This is a genomic window from Roseateles sp. So40a, from assembly GCF_048081605.1.
In the GTDB taxonomy this organism is placed as follows: Bacteria; Pseudomonadota; Gammaproteobacteria; order Burkholderiales; family Burkholderiaceae_C; genus Roseateles.
Genome location: NZ_CP182288.1, coordinates 1,671,342 through 1,688,671 on the forward strand (window position 1 = coordinate 1,671,342; position 17,330 = coordinate 1,688,671).

The window sequence follows — 17,330 nt, forward strand, 5'->3', positions numbered from 1 at the left end:
CGCTACGAGATTCCAACGACCATGTCGCAGTCCCGTTCCCTCAGCCGCGAAGAAGGCCTGTTCGTCGGCAGCGTCCAGTCGGCGCTGATCGACGAGCCGCTGCCGCGCGCCGTCTGGGCCCTGTACCTGATGGCAGCGGTGCTGCTGGTGGGCATCGTGTGGTCCTCGCTCGCCACGGTGGACGAGGTCACCCGCAGCGACGCGCGCGTCGTGCCCGACGGCAAGGAGCAGGTCATCGCCAGCCTCGAGTCCGGCACGCTGGGCAAGCTGCTGGTGCATGAAGGCGAGGAAGTGGAGGCCGGTCAGGCGCTCGCCGAGCTCGACCCCACGCGCGCCGAGGCCGCAGAGAACGAAAGCCAGGCCAAGCGCCTGGGCCTGATGGCGCAGGTGGCGCGGCTGCGCGCCGAGGCGCTGGGCGTGCCGCTGAAGTTCCCCGACGAGGTGAAGCACGTGCAGCGCCTGGTCGACAGCGAGTCCGAGGTCTTCGACACGCGCCGCCGCGTGCTCGACGAGGCCACGGCCAGCATCAACCGCAGCATCGGGCTGCTCGCCACCGAGCAGAAGATGGCGCAGGACATGGCGTCCAAGGGCCTGATGTCCAACGTCGAGGTGATGCGCGTCACGCGCCAGGTCAACGAGCTCCAGCAGCAGCGCAACGAACGCATCAGCCGCTTCCGCCAGGACGCCAGCACCGAGCTGTCCAAGGCGCAGACCGACCTGGCGCAGCTGGATGAGCAGCTCGTCGTGCGCCGGGACGCGGTCACGCGCTCGGTGCTGAAGTCGCCGGTCAAGGGGCTGGTCAAGAACATCAAGATGAACACGGTGGGCGGGGTGATCACCTCGGGCTCGCCGATCATGGAGATCGTCCCCATCGGCCCGCGCATCCTCGTGGAGGCACGCATCAAGCCCAAGGACATCGGTTACCTGCAGGTCGGTCAGACGGCGGTGGTGAAGGTCAACGGCTACGACTTCAACGTCAACGGCGGCCTGCACGGGAAGATCGAGTACGTCAGCCCGGACGCGCTGGGCGAGACGGAGAAGAACAACGAGGGTACGTACTATCGCGTGCTCATCACCGCCGAGCGCAACACGCTGCGCGCCAAGGGCGAGCCGCTGCCGGTCATCCCCGGCATGACGGCGATGGTGGACATCCGCACCGGCGAGCGTTCCGTGCTCAGCTACCTGCTGCGGCCGATGCTCAAGTCCAAGGAAGCGCTGCGCGAGCGCTGAGATCGAGTTCCCCCTGAAACCACCCGCTTCCAGCGGGTGGTTTCATTTGTAAGCCTCGTCTGAAGGTCACGAACAGGCCGGTTGCGCGCCGCTTATCCACGCTTCGATTTCCCGCCGGGATGGTCCAGTAGAGGCCATGGGAAATTGCTTGCAGTACGCGTGACCATGATCCATTCGACTCGGCGCCGGAGCCTGCGGCGCGCCTCCTCCTTCCGCCTGAACGCGGGCATGGCTGTCGTCGTGACCGCCCTGGCCGGCTTCAGCGCGTCCGCCTGGGCGCAGGACCCGCCCCCCAGCCGTTGCTCGGACGAGCGCACGCTCCCCGCGGCGCAGCTCTCCGCCAAGGACAGCGCGCTGCTGGACGTCGGCGACGCCGATCCGCGCTCGCAGCTGCAGGAGCTCGTCAACCGGGCCCTCAATCGCAGCAAGGCGCTCGGCGCCACGCGGCTGCTGACGCAGGCCGCCGAGGCCGACCTCGCCGAGGCCAAGGCCCAGCGCCTGCCCACCGTCAATCTCGGTCTGACCGCCGGCCACACCGGCACCATCCTGCCGGGCGACGGTCCGGGCAACAACTCCAGCGGCATGATGGGCCGCGGCTCGCTGAGCGTCACCGCGCCGATCTACGACTCGGGCCGCATCACGAAGCTCACCGAATGGAAGTCGCAGCTGCTCGAGGCCGCGCGCTTCGGCCAGTCCAGCGCCGAGGAGCAGGTCGCCCTGCAGACCGTGTCGCTGGCACTGGACCGCGGCCGTTATCAGCTGCAGGCCCAGGTCTACAGCCAGTACGTGCGCAAGATGTCCTGCCTCGTGGAGGCGCTGGACATCATCACCAAGGCCGACCGCGGCCGCGCCAGCGAACTGGTGCAGGCGCAGAAGAGCCTGCAGCAGGCCGACCTCTCGTATGAACAGACCACGTCCGCGCTGCGCCAGACCGAGGTCCGCCTCAAGCGCTTCGTCGGCGACGACCTGCCGCGCGGCGCGGCGATGAGCGCCGTGCTGGCGCGCCTGCCCGACCTGGGCGAGATGCTCGCCGACGTGATGGCCTCGCCCGACGTGGCCGCCGCCAGCGCGCAGGCGCAAGCCCAGCGCAGCTACGCGGAATCGGTGCGCGCGGGCCAGCAGCCCAGCGTGAGCCTGCTGGTGCAGGGCAACTCGACGGTGGGCCAGTCCCGCCAGACCGACTGGGTCGGTGGCGTGACCGTCAACATCCCGATCGTGCAGCCGGGCGCGGATTCGGCGCTGACCTCGGCACGCCGCCGCGCGCAGGCCGCGTCGATGCAGCGCGACGAGACCATCGAGGCCAAGCGCTATCGCGTGCAGGAAATGTTTGAAGCGGCCTCGTCGTCGCTGGACCGCTCGCGCCGCCTGGTCGACATCCTGCGCAACAGCGAGCGCGTGCGCGGCTTCACGCTGCAGCAGTGGCAGCAGCTGGGCAAGCGGTCGCTGTTCGACGTGATGGCCGCCGAGGGCGACTACTACTCGATGCGCATCGCTCACGTGAACGCGCTGTACGACGCGCAGCAGGTCGTGGCCATCATCTGGTCGCAAGGCCGCGGCGTCGTGACGCCGCTGCGCTGAGAACTCCCCAACGGCCGGCCAAGCGCGGGCTCTCCGCGACGCAGGGGGCGTCCCGTCCGGGAACCCCCAGCATCACTCCGGCCCCAGCCACACCTGTTGACCGCGGGTTTCCGGACTGCCAATGAAAAAACCGCCCCGAGGGGCGGTTTTCGTTTCAGCGGAAGCTGATTACTTGCGCAGGGCGCGGCGGCGTTGGGCGAAGCCCAGGCCAGCCAGGGCCAGACCGACCAGGGCCAGCGAGCCCGGTTCCGGCACGTTGATCACCAGGGAGCCGTCCAGCGTGGACTGACGGATCAGGCCAGAGCCGGTGTTCCACAGTTGGTCCGGGGTCGGGATCGGGGGATCCACGTTGGTGTCCAGGACCCAGCTCACCGAGATGTTGTTGGCCAGCCAGTTGCTGTACAGCGAGCCCAGGCCATCACCGGAGTTGAAGAAGTTCTGGACGAACGCGTCGCCGCCAGCGTAGCTGTAGTCGACATAGCCGCTGACGTTCAGGTTGGTCAGCTGGATGTTCGAGCCCGTGACGATCAGGCGCAGGACTTCCTTGTTGTTGTTCGGGTCCGTCGCCGCGCTGCGGTAGAAGACGCTGAACACACCACCGGTGTACTGCACGTAGTCAGACACGCCGTCGCCGTTGGAGTCGACGGTCTTGCCGACGATCTGGTACGAGTAGGTCAGGCCCCACGCGCCGCCCAGGCCGCCGACGTTGCCGGCACCGTACTGCGGGAAGCCCACGCCGCCGGTGAAACCGTTCAGGTCATTGCCCGGACGCGGGTTGTTCAGCGCGTCGATGTTGGTCTGCGACGGGTCGTTCGGGTAGGCGAAGTTCGCCGAGCCGCCCGACACCGTGGTGTGCGAACCCGGGGCGAAGCCGTACGAGTTCATCACCGACGGGATGTTGGTGTCGATCACCGTGGTGCCCGGCGCGGCCGGCGAACCCAGGTAGATCGAGGTGGCCAGCGTGCCGGAGTAACCCAGCTGGTCGAACACCGCGGTGGTCGTCAGACCGTTCGGGTCCAGGTTGAAGTCTTGCCCGGTGTTGATGTACAGCGGCGCTGCCATCGCCGGCAAGGTCGCTGCCGCCAGCGCCATGGCTGCCAGTGCGAGCTTTGCTTGCTTGAACATGTGTCTCTCCTTGAGGATGCGTCTTGCCAGATGCACGTTAGGAAGCGGCACGTGCCGGCTTCTTGGCGGACATCAAAGCGAGGACCGTGCCAGCCCACTTTCATCCTTTCAAATCAACGACTTGACATTTGGATGCGGTATTCCTCGGCGCCTGCTGTCAAGTTTCTCGACAGCGGCTTTCCCCACATATCAGGGGGGTGCGAGGGTGCATACTCGCCGCTGGCGTCGTCGGACCGGTCCACGAGTGTTTCCGGCCGAACGGCGCTCCGCCTACAGGGAGACCCCATGAGCCGCGACCCCGCCCCCGGTTTCGCCTTCGATTACGACCGCGCGTTTTCCCGCAATATCGGCTGGGTCACCCGCGATGAGCAGCAGCGTTTGCGCCGCGCCCGCGTGGCGGTCGCCGGCCTGGGCGGTGTCGGCGGGCTGCATGTGCTGGCGCTGTCGCGTTTGGGCGTGGCCAACTTCAATATCGCGGACTTCGATGAATTCGATGTCCACAACATGAATCGGCAGGCCGCCGCCTTCATGTCGACGATGGGTCGCCCCAAGCTCGATGTCGTCGCCGAAATGGCCCGCGACATCAACCCCGAAAGCGATATCCGGCGCTTTCCGCAGGGGGTCACCGATGCCAACCTCGATGAATTCCTGAAGGATGTCGACGTGTATGTCGACAGCCTGGACTTCTTTGTCCTGGAAGTACGTCGCAAGGTGTTTCGCCGGTGCCGCGAACTGGGTATCCCCGCGATGACCGCCGCGCCTCTGGGGATGGGCACCGCCTTCCTCTACTTCAGCCCCACCGGGATGAGTTTCGAGGACTATTTCCAGGTCGAGGGCCACGACCACGAGGATCAATATGCGCGCTTCATCGCCGGGGTGTCCCCGTCCATGATGAGCCGGCAGTATCTGGTGGCGCCCGAGGCGGTGAATTTCAAGGAGAAGCGGGGGCCCTCCACCGGCATGGCCTGCGAGTTGTGCGCCGGGGTCATGGCGACGAATGTGCTCAAGCTGCTGTTGAATCGCGGACCCTTGCGCGCGGCGCCCTGGGGCATGCATTTCGATGCCTATCGCGGCAAGCTGAAACACACTTGGCGGCCCTGGGGGAATTCCCACCCCTTGCAGCGTTTGTTGATCGCGCTGATCAAACCCGTCCTCAAAGGGCGCTGAGCTAGCACGGAATTCGTTCACGCCAGGGAGGGATCGCCCTCAGTCCAGGGGGTTCCACACCCGGGCGCGCTGAGGTGCAATCCGAGCAGCTTCCTGCAGGGGTGGACATGTTCAAGAACACTGGATTCAAGATCGCTACGTTCAAGGCGGCACAAGCTGCGCTGCTGGCCGTCACGGCCGTGCTGGCCGGCTGCTCGACGACCGGCAACCTGCCGCCCGCGCCTGTCGCGGCCTCGCAGGCCGACTACAGCTACGTGGTCGGCGCCGGCGACAACCTCAACATCATCGTCTGGCGCAATCCTGACCTGTCGACCACGGTGCCCGTGCGTCCCGACGGCAAGATCGCCGCGCCGCTGATCGACGAGCTGGCGGTGCAGGGCAAGAACTCCGTGGAGATCGCCCGCGACATCGAGAAGCAGCTCGGCAAGTACGTGCGCGACCCGGTCGTCACCGTGATCGTCACCAGCTTCGTGGGCCCGTACAGCGAGCAGATCCGCGTCGTGGGCGAGGCCGCCAAGCCGCAGTTCCTGCCCTACAAGCAGAAGATGACGCTGCTGGACGTGATGATCGCCGTGGGCGGTCTCACCGACTTCGCCGCCGGCAACTCCGCCACCATCCTGCGCACCGCCGAGGGCAACAAGCAGTACTCGGTGCGGCTCAAGGACCTGATCCGTCGCGGCGACGTGTCGGCCAACGTCGAGATGCGCCCGGGCGACATCCTGATCATTCCGCAGAGCTTCTTCTGATCGACGGCCCGGCCGCGGCCGCGCCTGTCGCGCCGGCCGCCGCGGGGCGTCTCCCGGGATCGATTCCCGCAGTACCGGTCCGCGTCGTCGCGGACCACCGGCATTGACGCCGGGGCAACAGAGATCGCCGCATGGATTCCCTCATCGCGCAACTGATGGCCGTCTTCAAGCGGATGTGGCGCTACCGCTGGCCGGGCCTGATCGCGGCCTGGCTGGTAGGCATCGCCGCCGCCGTCGTGGTCTTCGTCGTGCCCGACCGCTACGAGGCCAGCGCGCGCGTGTACGTGGACACCCAGTCCATCCTCAAGCCGCTGATGTCGGGCATGGCCGTGCTGTCCAACACCGAGCAGCAGGTCAACATGCTCAGCCGCACGCTGATCAGCCGGCCCAACGTCGAGAAGCTCGTGCGCATGGCCGACCTCGACCTCAAGGCCACCAGCAAGTCCGACCAGGAAGCGCTGATCGACCGCGTCACGCGCAACCTGTCGATCCAGACCGCCGGCAACTCCGCCAACAACCTGTACCTGCTGTCCTACCGCGATTCCTCGCCGGACGTGTCCAAGAAGGTCGTCGCCTCGCTGCTGTCGATCTTCATGGAGTCCAGCCTGGGCGCCAGCCGCAAGGACAACACCACCGCCGCGACCTTCCTCAGCGAGCAGATCAAGGCCTACGAGACCAAGCTCGAGGAGGCCGAGGCGCGCCGCAAGGAATTCCGCCTGCGCAACCTGGCGCTGACCGCCTCGGATGGCAAGGACTCCGCTTCCCGGCTGGCCGAGGCCAGCAACCAGCTCGAGGCGGCGCGGCTGCAGCTGCGCGAGGCCGTCAACGCCCGCGATGCCGCCAAGGCCCAGCTGGACCTGGAGACCAAGCGCTCCGCGTCCGGCGGCAGCCTGTCCAGCCTGCTGCAGGAAAGCGCCCAGAAGTTCGCCACGCCCGAGCTCGACGGCCGCATCGCCGAGCTCAAGCGCGCGCTGGACCTGAACCAGCAGAAGTACACCGACCAGCACCCGGACATCATCAACATCAAGCGCCAGATCCGCGACCTGGAAGACCAGCGCAAGCGCGAGGTCGCCGACCTGCAGAAGGCCGCGATGTCGCAGCCGCAGGCCGCCGGCGGCCGCAACGACAGCCTGGCCAACCAGGAACTGGCCCGCGTGCTGGCGACCAAGGAAGTCGAGGTCGCCCAGATCCGCGCCCGCGTCGACGAGTACGCGAGCCGCTACACCAACGCGCAGGGCGCCATCAAGATGGCGCCGCAGCTGGAGGCCGAGTTCGCCCAGCTCAACCGCGATTACGACATCATCAAGAAGAACTACCAGGAGATGGTCGAGCGCCGCGAATCGGCGTCGCTGTCGACCGACCTGGACAACACCTCGGGCGTGGCCGACTTCCGCATCATCGATCCGCCGCGCGCATCGACCAAGCCGGTCGCGCCGAATCGCCTGATGCTGCTGGCCGGCGGCCTGGTCGTGGCGCTGCTGGCCGGTCTGGTGACCGCCTTCGCCGCGAGCCAGATCCGCCCGGTCTTCCACGACCTCAATGAACTGCGCCACCGCCTGGAGCTGCCGATCCTGGGCGCCGTGTCGCGCCAGGAAACCCCGCAGGACCGCCGCCGCCAGAAGGTGGACCTGCTGCGCTTCGGCGTGGCCTCGGGCAGCCTGGTCAGCCTGTACGCGATGGGGCTGATCGGCATGGCCATCTGGATCAGCCGCCAGGCCGGGTGAGGGGAGCTTTCACATGACGAGCCTGATCGAACAAGCCGCCCAGCGGCTGGAACAACTCAAGCAGGCCGGCGTCGACGTCGGCCCCGCGCCCACGCCGGTGGCGGCCTCGGCCGCTGCCGCTGCTGCCGCCGCGGTCGCTGTCACGCCGGTGGTGCCGGTCGCGCCCGCGGTGGTGCCCGCGCCGGTCACCCCGGTCGCTGCGCCCGCCGTCATCCGCTCGCCGGGCGACGTGACGTCGAAACGCGTGGAGCTGGATCTGGACGCGCTGGCCGCGCAGGGTTTCCTGACGCCCAACGCGCCGCGCAGCGTGATGGCGGACCAGTACCGCAACATCAAGCGCCCGCTGATCCGCAACGCGATGGATCGCAGCGCCACCTCGCTCAAGCACGCCAACCTGATCATGGTGACAAGCGCGCTGCCCGGCGAGGGCAAGAGCTTCACCTCGCTGAACCTGGCGATGTCCATCGCCGCGGAGTTCGACAACACCGTGATGCTGGTGGACGCCGACGTGGCCCGCCCGTCCATGCTGCGCATGCTGGGCCTGCCGCCCGGCCCGGGCCTGCTGGACGTGCTGGAGAAGGAAGCCGACATGGCCAGCGTGCTGCTGCGCACCAACGTCGACAAGCTGACGCTGCTGCCCAGCGGCCGCCCGCACGCGCGCGCCACCGAGCTGCTGGCCAGCGACGCGATGAGCGCGCTGCTGGACGACATGGCCCAGCGCTATCCCGACCGGATCATCATCTTCGACAGCCCGCCGCTGCTGCTGACCACCGAGTCCCGCGTGCTGGCCACGCACATGGGCCAGATCGTGATCGTGGTGCAGGCCGAGCGCACGCCGCAGAGCGCCGTGCAGCAGGCGGTCTCCGCCATCGAGCACTGCCCGCTGAAGATGGTGCTGCTCAACCAGGCCAGCAACAAGAAGAGCAGCGGTTACGGCTACGGCTACGGGTATGGCTACGGGTATGGCTATGGCTACGGCCAGGCGGACGGACAAGGCGATGCCCAGGGCGATCGCGCCGCCGAGCCGGCCGTCCGCGTGGACCGGGCCTGACACGATGACGCGGGCCACCGACCTGAACCGCCGGCCGCCGATGCCCCTGCGCCGGGCCGCGTGCGCGACGATGGCCGCGCTCGCCGTGCTGGCGCATGCGCCCGCGCGCAGCCAGGAAGACACGAGCGGCGCCCGCCGCGGCTGGTCGTTCGAGCCCCGCGTGTCCGTCACCGAGACCTGGACCGACAACCTGCAGCTCGCGCCCAGCGGCTCGCGCGACAAGGCGCTGATCACCGCGGTCTCGCCCGGCATCTCGATCACCAGCAACAGCGGGGCGATCAAGGGCAACTTCGACTATCAGCTCGACGGTCTGATCTACACGAAGAGCGAGCGCTCCTCGCGCGTGCAGAACCAGCTCAACTCGCGTCTGCTCGCCGAGGTCGTGCCGCAGGCGCTGTTCGTGGACGTGCGCGGCAACATCAGCCAGCAGTCCATCTCGTCCTTCGGCCAGCAGTCGAGCAGCAACGAGCTCGACAACCCCAACCGCACCGAGGTCCGCACGCTGCAGGTCTCGCCGTACTGGCGCGGCAACCTCGCCGGCGTGGCCAGCTTCGAACTCCGCGCCACTGGCGTGATGCGTGACTCCAGCGATGGCGGCGGCGGCGGACTGGCCGCCAACAGCGGCGACTCCAAGCAGGGCTCGCTCTCGCTGAGCCTGGCCGGCCCGCAGGGACGCGCCATCAACTGGGGCCTGAGCGCCAGCACGCAGCGCACGCACTTCGAGCAGACCGGCGTCGACAACCGGACCTCGTCGGTGGTCGGCTCCCTGTACTGGATCCCCGATGTCGACTGGATGTTCGGCGTCAACGCCGGGCGCGAGCGCAGCGACTACTTCGGCAGCGAGACCACGACGATCTACGGCGCCAGCGCGCGCTGGACGCCGTCGGCCCGCACCAAGCTCGACGCCGACTGGCAGCACCACAGCTACGGCAACAGCCACAACGTGTCGCTGGAGCACCGCATGCCGTCGATCTCGCTGCGCGCGTCCAGCTCGCAGAGTGTGCAGACCAACGACACGCCCACCGGTCAGGCGACCAACTACCAACTGCTGGACCTGCAGTTCCAGGGCCTGCAGCCCGACCCGGTCAAGCGCGACGCGCTGGTGCGCTCGGTGCTCGCGGCGATGGGCCTGAGCCCGGACGCGCTCACCGGCAACGGTTTCATCTCCAACTCGGCGATGCTGCAGCGGCGCACCGACCTGTCCATCGGCTACAACGGGCCGCGCCTGGTCGCGATGCTGGGCGTCAACGACAGCATGAACCGCCGGCTGGGCGTGTCGCCCACCGGGACCGGCGACCTGGCGCTGACCGACCGGCTGCGTCAGCGCGGCGCCTCGATCAGCCTGGGTTACCGCTTCACGCCGCTGGCCAGCGGCAGCCTGAGCCTCACCCGTCAGCACTCCAGCGGCGACCAGATCGGATCGACCGACGCGAAGTCGCTGCTGGCCAATGTCACCTTGCGCCTGGGTCCGCGCGCCGATGCGAGCATCGGCCTGCGGCACTCGACCTACAGCGACAACGCGTTCTCCAATTCCGGCTACCGCGAGAACGCGGTGTACGCCTCGCTGTCGCAGCGCTTCTAACGTCATCACCGCCATGTACGAGGCCTTCTACGGGCTGGCCAGCAAGCCGTTCCAGCTCAGTCCCGATCCCAGCTTCTACTTCGGCAGCAAGCAGCACCGGCGCGCCAAGGCCTACCTGGACTACGGCGTGCTGCGCAGCGACGGCTTCATCGTCATCACCGGCGAGATCGGCGCGGGCAAGACCACGCTGGTGCGCGGCCTGCTCGACAGCCTGAACCGCAGCAACGTCGTCATCGGCAACGTGGTGACCACGCAGCTCGATGCCGAAGACACGCTGCGCCTGGTGGGCGCGGCCTTCGGCGTGCGCGTCAAGGACCTGCCCAAGAGCGAGCTGCTGATGGCGCTCGAGGCCTTCTTCGTCAGCGAGGCCAGCCGCGGCAAGCGCTGCCTGCTGATCGTCGACGAGGCGCAGAACCTGACCGCGCGCGCGGTCGAGGAACTGCGCATGCTGTCCAACTTCCAGTTCGGCAACCAGTCGCTGGTGCAGACCTTCCTGGTCGGCCAGCCCGAGTTCCGCGGCATCCTGCAGCGGCCCGAGATGGAGCAGTTCCGCCAGCGCATCGCCGCGAGCTGCCACATCGGCCCGCTGGACGAGGAGGACACGCAGCGCTACATCGAGCACCGGCTCAAGTGCGCCGGCGCCGCCGACAAGCCCACCTTCGACGCCGACGCCTTCACCGCGCTGCACCGGGCCAGCCACGGCATCCCGCGCCGCATCAACACCTTGTGCGACCGCCTGCTGCTGCTGGGCTTCATGCACGAGAACCCGCACCTCACCGCGGCCGACGTGGACGAGGTGGTCGAGGACCTGGCCAAGGAATCCGCCTCGGCGCCCGCGCCGGCGGTGCACGGCGCGCAGATCAACGGCCACGCGTCGGGCGGCGAGCTCGCGGTGGACCTGGACCTCAGCCGGCTGCGCGCGCGGGTGGGGCAGGGCGGTGCGAGCGGCGAGATCGGCGCGCTGGCCGATGAACTGGCCGGCCTGAATCTCGATGGCCAGGATGCGCGCCTGCAGCGCATCGAGGACAGCCTGATGCGCCTGGAGCGCATCAACCAGCAGACCCTGTCGCTGCTGCAGAAACTCGTGGGAGCGATGCGATGAACACGACCGCCGGCGCGATCCGCAACGCGATGAGCATCGACGTGGAGGACTACTTCCAGGTCTCCGCCTTCGCGCCCTACATCGCCCGTGGCGATTGGGACGCGCGCGAGTGCCGCGTCGAGCGCAACGTGCATCGCATCCTGGACCTGCTCGACGCGAACGGCGTGAAGGCGACGTTCTTCACGCTGGGCTGGATCGCGCAGCGCTATCCGCAACTGGTGCGCGAGATCGTCGCGCGCGGCCATGAACTGGCCAGCCACGGCTTCGGCCATGAGCGCGCCAGCGACCTGGACCGCGCCTCCTTCCTCAAGGACGTGGGCGACGCCAAGGCGCTGCTGCAGGACCTGGGTGGCGTGGAGGTCAAGGGCTACCGCGCGCCGAGCTTCTCCATCGGCAAGGACAACCTCTGGGCCTTCGACGTGCTGCAGGAATGCGGCTACCGCTACAGCTCCAGCGTCTACCCGATCGAGCACGACCATTACGGCATGCCCGATTCGCCGCGTTTCGCCTACGAGGTCCGACCGGGCCTGATCGAGGTGCCGGTGACCACGCTGCGTTTTCGCGGCAAGAACTATCCGAGCAGCGGCGGCGGCTGGTTCCGGCTGCTGCCCTACGGCATGACGCGCTGGATGATCGAGCGCTTCAACCGCATCGAGGGCCGCAGCGCGGTCTTCTACTTCCATCCGTGGGAGATCGATCCCGAGCAGCCGCGCATCCCCGGCATCGACGCCAAGACGCGCTTCCGCCATTACGTCAACATCGGCCGCACCGAGGCGCGCATCGCGCAGCTGCTGGGCGATTTCGCGTGGGCGCGGATGGACGAGATCTTCCTCGCGCCCGCGGGCGCCGAGCGGCTGGCGGCATGAGCCCGCTGCCCACGAGTGCCGCGGGCACCGTCCAGGTCAAGCGTCTGGTGCTCAAGGACAGCGCCGGCGCCGCGCGCTGGGACGCCTTCGTGCAGGGCTGCGCGCAGGCGAGCTTCTTCCACCTCTCCGCGTGGCAACGGATCCTGCGCGAGCAGTTCGGTCACGAGGGCTACTTCCTCTACGCCGAGCGGGACGGCGCGATCGAGGGCGTGCTGCCGCTGGCCGAGAACCGCAGCCGGCTCTTCGGCCATGCGCTGGTGGGGCTGCCCTTCGCCGTCTACGGCGGCGTGGCCGCGCTGAACGACGAGGCCGCGCGCGCGCTCGAGGACGAGGCCCAGGCGATCGCGCGCAAGCTCGGTGTCGAGCACCTGGAGCTGCGCAACGTCGAGCGCCGCCACCAGGACTGGCCGCACCAGGACCTGTACGTCACCTTCCGCAAGGCCATCCTCGAGGACGAGGAGGCCAACATGCTGGCCATCCCGCGCAAGCAGCGCGCGATGGTGCGCAAGGGCATCAAGAACGAGCTCAAGGCCGAGATCGACCGCGATGTGACGCGCTTCTTCGCGCTCTACGCGGACAACGTCCATCGCCACGGCACGCCGGCGATGCCGCGGCGCTATTTCCAGGCGTTGCTGGATGCGTTCGGCGACGCGGCCGAGGTGCTCATCGTCACCAGCCCGCAGGGCGAGCCGCTGTCGGGCGTGCTGAGCTTCTACTTCCGCGATGAGGTGCTGCCGTACTACGCCGGCGACGCCGTGGCCGCGCGCGACCTGGCCGCCAACGACTTCAAGTACTGGGAGCTGATGCGCCGCGCCTGCGCGCGCGGGCTCAAGGTCTTCGACTACGGCCGCAGCAAGCAGGGCACGGGCAGTTTCTCGTTCAAGAAGAACTGGGGTTTCGAGCCCACGCCGCTGAACTACGAGTACTGCCTGTACAAGCGCGACGCCGTGCCGCAGAACAACCCGAGCAACGCCAAGTACCAGCTCATGATCAAGGCCTGGCGCCGCCTGCCGATCGGCGTGGCCAACTGGCTCGGGCCGCACATCGTGCGCAGCCTGGGCTGAGGACGGGACCGCCGCATGGCCAACATCCTCTATCTGGTCCACCGCCTGCCGTATCCGCCCAACAAGGGCGACAAGCTGCGGTCGTACCACCTGCTCAAGCACCTGGGGGCCCACCACAAGGTGTGGCTCGCCACCTTCGTCGACGATCCCGAGGACTGGGCGCATGTGCCCGAGCTCGAGCGCCAGTGCGAGCAGGTCTTCGCCGCCGACCTCAATCCGCTGCTGTCGCGCGTGGCCAGCCTGCGCGGCCTGGTCACGGGCGAGGCGCTGAGCCTGCCGTACTACCGTCACCGCGCGATGCGTGCGTGGATCGACCGCATCGCGCGCGAGCAGCGCTTCGATGCGATCGTGGTGTTCTCGTCGACGATGGCGCAGTACGCCGAGCAGCTGCGCGCCATCGCCGGTCCGGTGCCGATGCTGATCGACTTCGTGGACGTGGACTCGGCCAAGTGGACCGATTACGCCCAGGCGCACCGCTGGCCGATGTCGTGGCTGTACCGGCGCGAGGGCCGCGAGCTGCTGGCCTACGAGCGCCGCGTGGCGGAGCAGGCGCGCTGCTCGTTCTTCGTCACCGAGGGCGAGAAGGCGCTGTTCCAGCGGCTGTCGGCCACCGGCGCGCCGGTGGAGGCGCTGGGCAACGGCGTGGACAGCGGCTACTTCGCCCCGCTGCCGCAGCAGGCCAACCCGTTCGAGGCCGATGAGCTGCCGCTGGTCTTCACCGGCGCGATGGACTACTGGCCCAACGTCGACGCGGTGCAGTGGTTCGCCGCCGAGGTGCTGCCCGAGCTGCGCCGGCGCTGGCCCACGCTGCGCTTCACCATCGTGGGCCGCGCGCCCACGCCTGCGGTGCTGGCGCTGGCCGGCGACGCGGTGCGCGTGACCGGCACGGTGCCCGATGTGCGGCCCTATCTGCAGCATGCCGCGGCGGTGGTCGCGCCGCTGCGACTGGCGCGCGGCGTGCAGAACAAGATCCTGGAGGCGATGGCCGTGGGCCGTCCCGTCGTCGCCGCGCGCTCGTGCGTCGAGGCGCTGGGCGCGGACGGCGTGCTGGCCGGCCAGGACGTGCTGTCGGCCGACAGCGCGGCCGATTACCTGGAGCTCGTGCACGCGCTGCTCAGCGCGCCGACGCGGGCGCAGGCCATCGGCCAGCAGGCGCGCGAGCGCGTGCTGCGCCAGTTCAGCTGGCAGGCCCATCTGGCCAAGCTCGACGGCTACCTGCCGCAGGCGGGCGCGGCCGGCCTGCATGGCGCGCAGGGGCAGGCCGCATGAGCGCGACCACGCCGTCCGTGCTGCGTTCCCCGGGTCTGCCGCCGGCGTGGCGCGGTCCGCTCGTGGCGCTGGTGCTGCTGATACTCGCGCTGCTGGTGCTGTACCGCCAGACGGCGCTGGGCATGGTGGCGATCTGGTGGCGCTCGGGCACGTTCACGCATGCCTTCCTCGTGCCGCCGATCGTGATCTGGCTGGCCTGGCGCCGCCGCGCGATGGTGACCCCGCTGACGCCGCGGCCCGTGCCTTGGCTGGCGCTGCCCATCGTGGCGCTGGGCGCGGTCTGGCTGTTCGCCGACTTCGCCGCGATCAACGCCGCCACGCAGTTCGCGCTCGTGGCGATGCTGGTGCTGCTCGTGCCCGCGGTGCTGGGCTGGCGCGTCGCGCGCGAGATGGCCTTCCCGCTGGGCTTCCTGTTCTTCTGCGTGCCGGTGGGCGAGTTCCTGCTGCCCCAGCTGATGGACTGGACCGCGCGGTTCACCGTCGTCGCGCTGCGCCTGAGCGGCCTGCCGGTCTATCAGGAAGGCCTGCAGTTCATCATCCCGAGCGGCCAGTGGTCGGTCGTGGAAGCCTGCTCCGGCGTGCGTTACCTGATCGCCTCGGCGATGGTGGGCACGCTGTACGCCTACCTGAGCTATCACTCGACGCGCCGCCGCCTGGGCTTCATCGCCTTCGCGCTGGCGCTGCCGCTGGTGGCCAACTGGGCGCGCGCCTACCTGATCGTGATGATCGGCCACCTCTCCGGCAACACGCTGGCCGTGGGCGTGGACCACCTGATCTACGGCTGGCTGTTCTTCGGGCTGGTGATGCTGGCGATGTTCCTGATCGGCGCGCGCTGGGCGCAGCCCGAGCTGCCGCTGGTGCCACCCGCGCCCGACGGTGGGCGCCCTGCGGGCGCGTCGGCTGGCTGGCCGGCCTTCGCCGCCGTGCTGCTCGCGCTGGCGCTGCCGATGGCCGCCGGGGCCTGGCTGCGCCAGGGCCACACCGCGCCCATCGACACGCTGCCGGCCGTGGCCGCCGCGCCGGGCTGGACCTCGCAGGTCGTGCCGTCGGACGCCTGGTCGCCGGGCTTCGAGGGCGCCAACGCCGCGCGCCATCAGCAGTTCAGCGCCGCGGGCGCGACCGAGCCCCGCGTGGGCCTGCACCTGCAGTACTTCCGCGATCAGGACTACGAACGCAAGCTGGTCAGCTCCAGCAACGCGGTCATCGCGGCCGAGGACAAGCACTGGGCCGTGACCGGGCAGGGTGGCGCGAGCTTCACGCCGGCCGGATCTTCCGCTGCCACCGCCGCCGCGATCCCGGTGCTGAGCACGCAGGTCCGCGCCGCGTCGCTGGATGCGATCACCGCGCCGCGGATGCTGGTGTGGCATGTCTACTGGATCAACGGCCAGCCGATGACGAGCGCGTTGCGCGCGCGGCTGTGGGGCGCCTGGGAGCGCCTCAAGGGTCATGGTGATGACGCCGCGCTGGTGCTGGTCTACACCGATGCCGACGAGCAGGCGCCGCAGCGGCTGGACGCTTTCCTGCGCCAGCACTGGGGCGCGATCGACGCGGAGCTGCATCAGCTGCGCGACGCAGGCGCCGGCACGAGCACGGACGGCAAGGCCGCCGCGAGGAGCGCCCCATGAGCGCCGACCTGAGCGTGGCGCGCGCGCGCGACGCGGCGGACCCGCGGCCGCTGGTGCTGCACGTGATGTACCGCTTCGACACGGGCGGGCTCGAGAACGGCGTCGTCAACCTGATCAACCACATGCCCGCGGACCGGTACCGGCACGCGATCGTGGCGCTGACCGAGGTCACCGATTTCCGCCAGCGGCTGCAGCGCGACGATGTCCGGTGCATCGCGCTGAACAAGCCGCCGGGGCAGGGCTTCTGGCTGTATCCCAAGCTGTATCGGCTGTTCCGCGAGCTCCGGCCCGCGATCGTGCACAGCCGCAATCTCTCCGCGCTGGAAGTGCAGCTGCCCGCGTGGGCCGCGCGCGTGCCGGTGCGCATCCACGGCGAGCACGGCCGCGATGTCGGCGACCTCGATGGCCGCAATCGCGTGTACCAGCGCGTGCGGCGTTTCTACAAGCCCTTCGTGTCGCACTACATCGCGCTGTCGCGCGACCTGGGCGACTACCTGACCGGTCCGGTCGGCGTGCCGCCCGCGCGCGTGAGCCAGTTCGTCAACGGCGTGGACACGCAGCGCTTCCAGCGCAGCCGCGTGGAGCCCATCCCGGGCTGCCCCTTCGATCCGGCGACGCACTGGCTGATCGGCACCGTGGGCCGCATGGCGCCGGTGAAGGACCAGCTGATGCTGACGCGCGCCTTCATCGCGCTGATCGGCCAGGCACCCGAGCTGCGCGCCACCGCGCGGCTGGTGCTGATCGGCGACGGGCCGCTGCGGGCGCAGTGCCAGGCGCTGCTCGACGACGCGGGTCTGGCGGACCTGGCCTGGCTGCCGGGCGAGCGCACCGACGTGCCCGTGGTGATGCGCGGCCTGCACGTCTTCGCGCTGCCGTCGCTGGCCGAGGGCATCTCCAACACCATCCTCGAGGCGATGGCCAGTGGGCTGCCGGTGGTGGCCACCGAGGTCGGCGGCAATGCCGACCTCGTCACGCGCGGCGTGAGCGGGCTGCTCGTGCCCGCCGCGGATCCGGCGGCGATGGCCGCGGCGCTGCTGCGCCTGGCGCGCGATCCGGCGCTGGCCGCGGCGATGGGCGAGGCGGGCCGCGCGCGCGTCGAGCAGGATTTCAGCATGCGGGCCATGGTCGCGAGGTACCAGGGCCTGTATGACACGCTGCGCGGCCACAATGCCGCCAGCCACAAGAACTGACACGGGATAGG

14 protein-coding genes are annotated in these 17,330 nt (G+C 69.2%); 13 read left to right on the forward strand and 1 reads right to left on the reverse strand.

What is annotated here, in order from left to right:
• Positions 1 to 21: 21 nt before the first annotated feature.
• Positions 22 to 1,230: an HlyD family type I secretion periplasmic adaptor subunit gene (locus ACNI65_RS07770; protein WP_416762212.1), complete on the forward strand. Its 1,209-nt coding sequence runs from the start codon at positions 22 to 24 to the stop codon at positions 1,228 to 1,230.
• 165 nt (positions 1,231 to 1,395) lie between these two features.
• Positions 1,396 to 2,808 carry a TolC family protein gene (locus tag ACNI65_RS07775; RefSeq protein ID WP_416762213.1) on the forward strand — a complete coding sequence of 471 codons (1,413 nt, stop codon included), beginning with the start codon at positions 1,396 to 1,398 and terminating at the stop codon, positions 2,806 to 2,808.
• Between the two features lie 168 nt (positions 2,809 to 2,976).
• On the opposite strand, the gene ACNI65_RS07780 is transcribed toward ACNI65_RS07775, so the two are convergent.
• The gene (locus ACNI65_RS07780; RefSeq protein ID WP_416762214.1) at positions 2,977 to 3,933 is read right to left on the reverse strand and encodes a PEP-CTERM sorting domain-containing protein; all 957 of its coding nucleotides are present in this window, start codon (positions 3,931 to 3,933) and stop codon (positions 2,977 to 2,979) included.
• A 285-nt stretch (positions 3,934 to 4,218) separates the two neighbouring features.
• Between ACNI65_RS07780 and ACNI65_RS07785 the strand changes: the two genes are divergently transcribed.
• The 11 genes from ACNI65_RS07785 (at position 4,219) to ACNI65_RS07835 (ending at position 17,319) form a co-directional block, all read left to right on the forward strand.
• Positions 4,219 to 5,100: a ThiF family adenylyltransferase gene (locus tag ACNI65_RS07785; protein ID WP_416762216.1), complete on the forward strand. Its 882-nt coding sequence runs from the start codon at positions 4,219 to 4,221 to the stop codon at positions 5,098 to 5,100.
• A 107-nt stretch (positions 5,101 to 5,207) separates the two neighbouring features.
• Positions 5,208 to 5,846 (forward strand): XrtA/PEP-CTERM system exopolysaccharide export protein, encoded by a 639-nt coding sequence (locus ACNI65_RS07790; protein ID WP_416762217.1) that lies wholly within the window; start codon positions 5,208 to 5,210, stop codon positions 5,844 to 5,846.
• Positions 5,847 to 5,977: 131 nt separating this feature from the next.
• The gene (locus tag ACNI65_RS07795; RefSeq protein WP_416762219.1) at positions 5,978 to 7,570 is read left to right on the forward strand and encodes an XrtA system polysaccharide chain length determinant; all 1,593 of its coding nucleotides are present in this window, start codon (positions 5,978 to 5,980) and stop codon (positions 7,568 to 7,570) included.
• A 13-nt stretch (positions 7,571 to 7,583) separates the two neighbouring features.
• Entirely contained in the window at positions 7,584 to 8,621 is a 1,038-nt protein-coding gene (locus ACNI65_RS07800) for an XrtA-associated tyrosine autokinase (RefSeq protein WP_416762220.1), read from the forward strand.
• 4 nt (positions 8,622 to 8,625) lie between these two features.
• The gene (locus ACNI65_RS07805) at positions 8,626 to 10,203 is read left to right on the forward strand and encodes a TIGR03016 family PEP-CTERM system-associated outer membrane protein (protein WP_416762221.1); all 1,578 of its coding nucleotides are present in this window, start codon (positions 8,626 to 8,628) and stop codon (positions 10,201 to 10,203) included.
• 13 nt (positions 10,204 to 10,216) lie between these two features.
• On the forward strand, positions 10,217 to 11,305 hold the full coding sequence (locus tag ACNI65_RS07810) for an XrtA/PEP-CTERM system-associated ATPase (protein ID WP_416762223.1): 1,089 nt from the start codon (positions 10,217 to 10,219) through the stop codon (positions 11,303 to 11,305).
• Positions 11,302 to 12,171: an XrtA system polysaccharide deacetylase gene (locus ACNI65_RS07815; RefSeq protein ID WP_416762224.1), complete on the forward strand. Its 870-nt coding sequence runs from the start codon at positions 11,302 to 11,304 to the stop codon at positions 12,169 to 12,171. The genes ACNI65_RS07810 and ACNI65_RS07815 overlap by 4 nt, the downstream gene beginning before the upstream one ends.
• Complete coding sequence (locus tag ACNI65_RS07820) at positions 12,168 to 13,235, forward strand: FemAB family XrtA/PEP-CTERM system-associated protein (RefSeq protein ID WP_416762225.1); 1,068 nt, start codon at positions 12,168 to 12,170, stop codon at positions 13,233 to 13,235. The genes ACNI65_RS07815 and ACNI65_RS07820 overlap by 4 nt, the downstream gene beginning before the upstream one ends.
• Positions 13,236 to 13,250: 15 nt before the next feature.
• Positions 13,251 to 14,504, forward strand: a complete 1,254-nt coding sequence (locus ACNI65_RS07825) for a TIGR03087 family PEP-CTERM/XrtA system glycosyltransferase (RefSeq protein WP_416762226.1) — start codon at positions 13,251 to 13,253, stop codon at positions 14,502 to 14,504.
• Positions 14,501 to 16,129 carry an exosortase A gene (xrtA, locus tag ACNI65_RS07830; RefSeq protein ID WP_416762227.1) on the forward strand — a complete coding sequence of 543 codons (1,629 nt, stop codon included), beginning with the start codon at positions 14,501 to 14,503 and terminating at the stop codon, positions 16,127 to 16,129. Before ACNI65_RS07825 ends, xrtA begins: the two co-directional genes overlap by 4 nt.
• Positions 16,126 to 17,319, forward strand: coding sequence for a TIGR03088 family PEP-CTERM/XrtA system glycosyltransferase (locus tag ACNI65_RS07835; RefSeq protein ID WP_416762228.1), 1,194 nt, complete (start codon positions 16,126 to 16,128; stop codon positions 17,317 to 17,319). Before xrtA ends, ACNI65_RS07835 begins: the two co-directional genes overlap by 4 nt.
• Positions 17,320 to 17,330 lie beyond the last annotated feature (11 nt).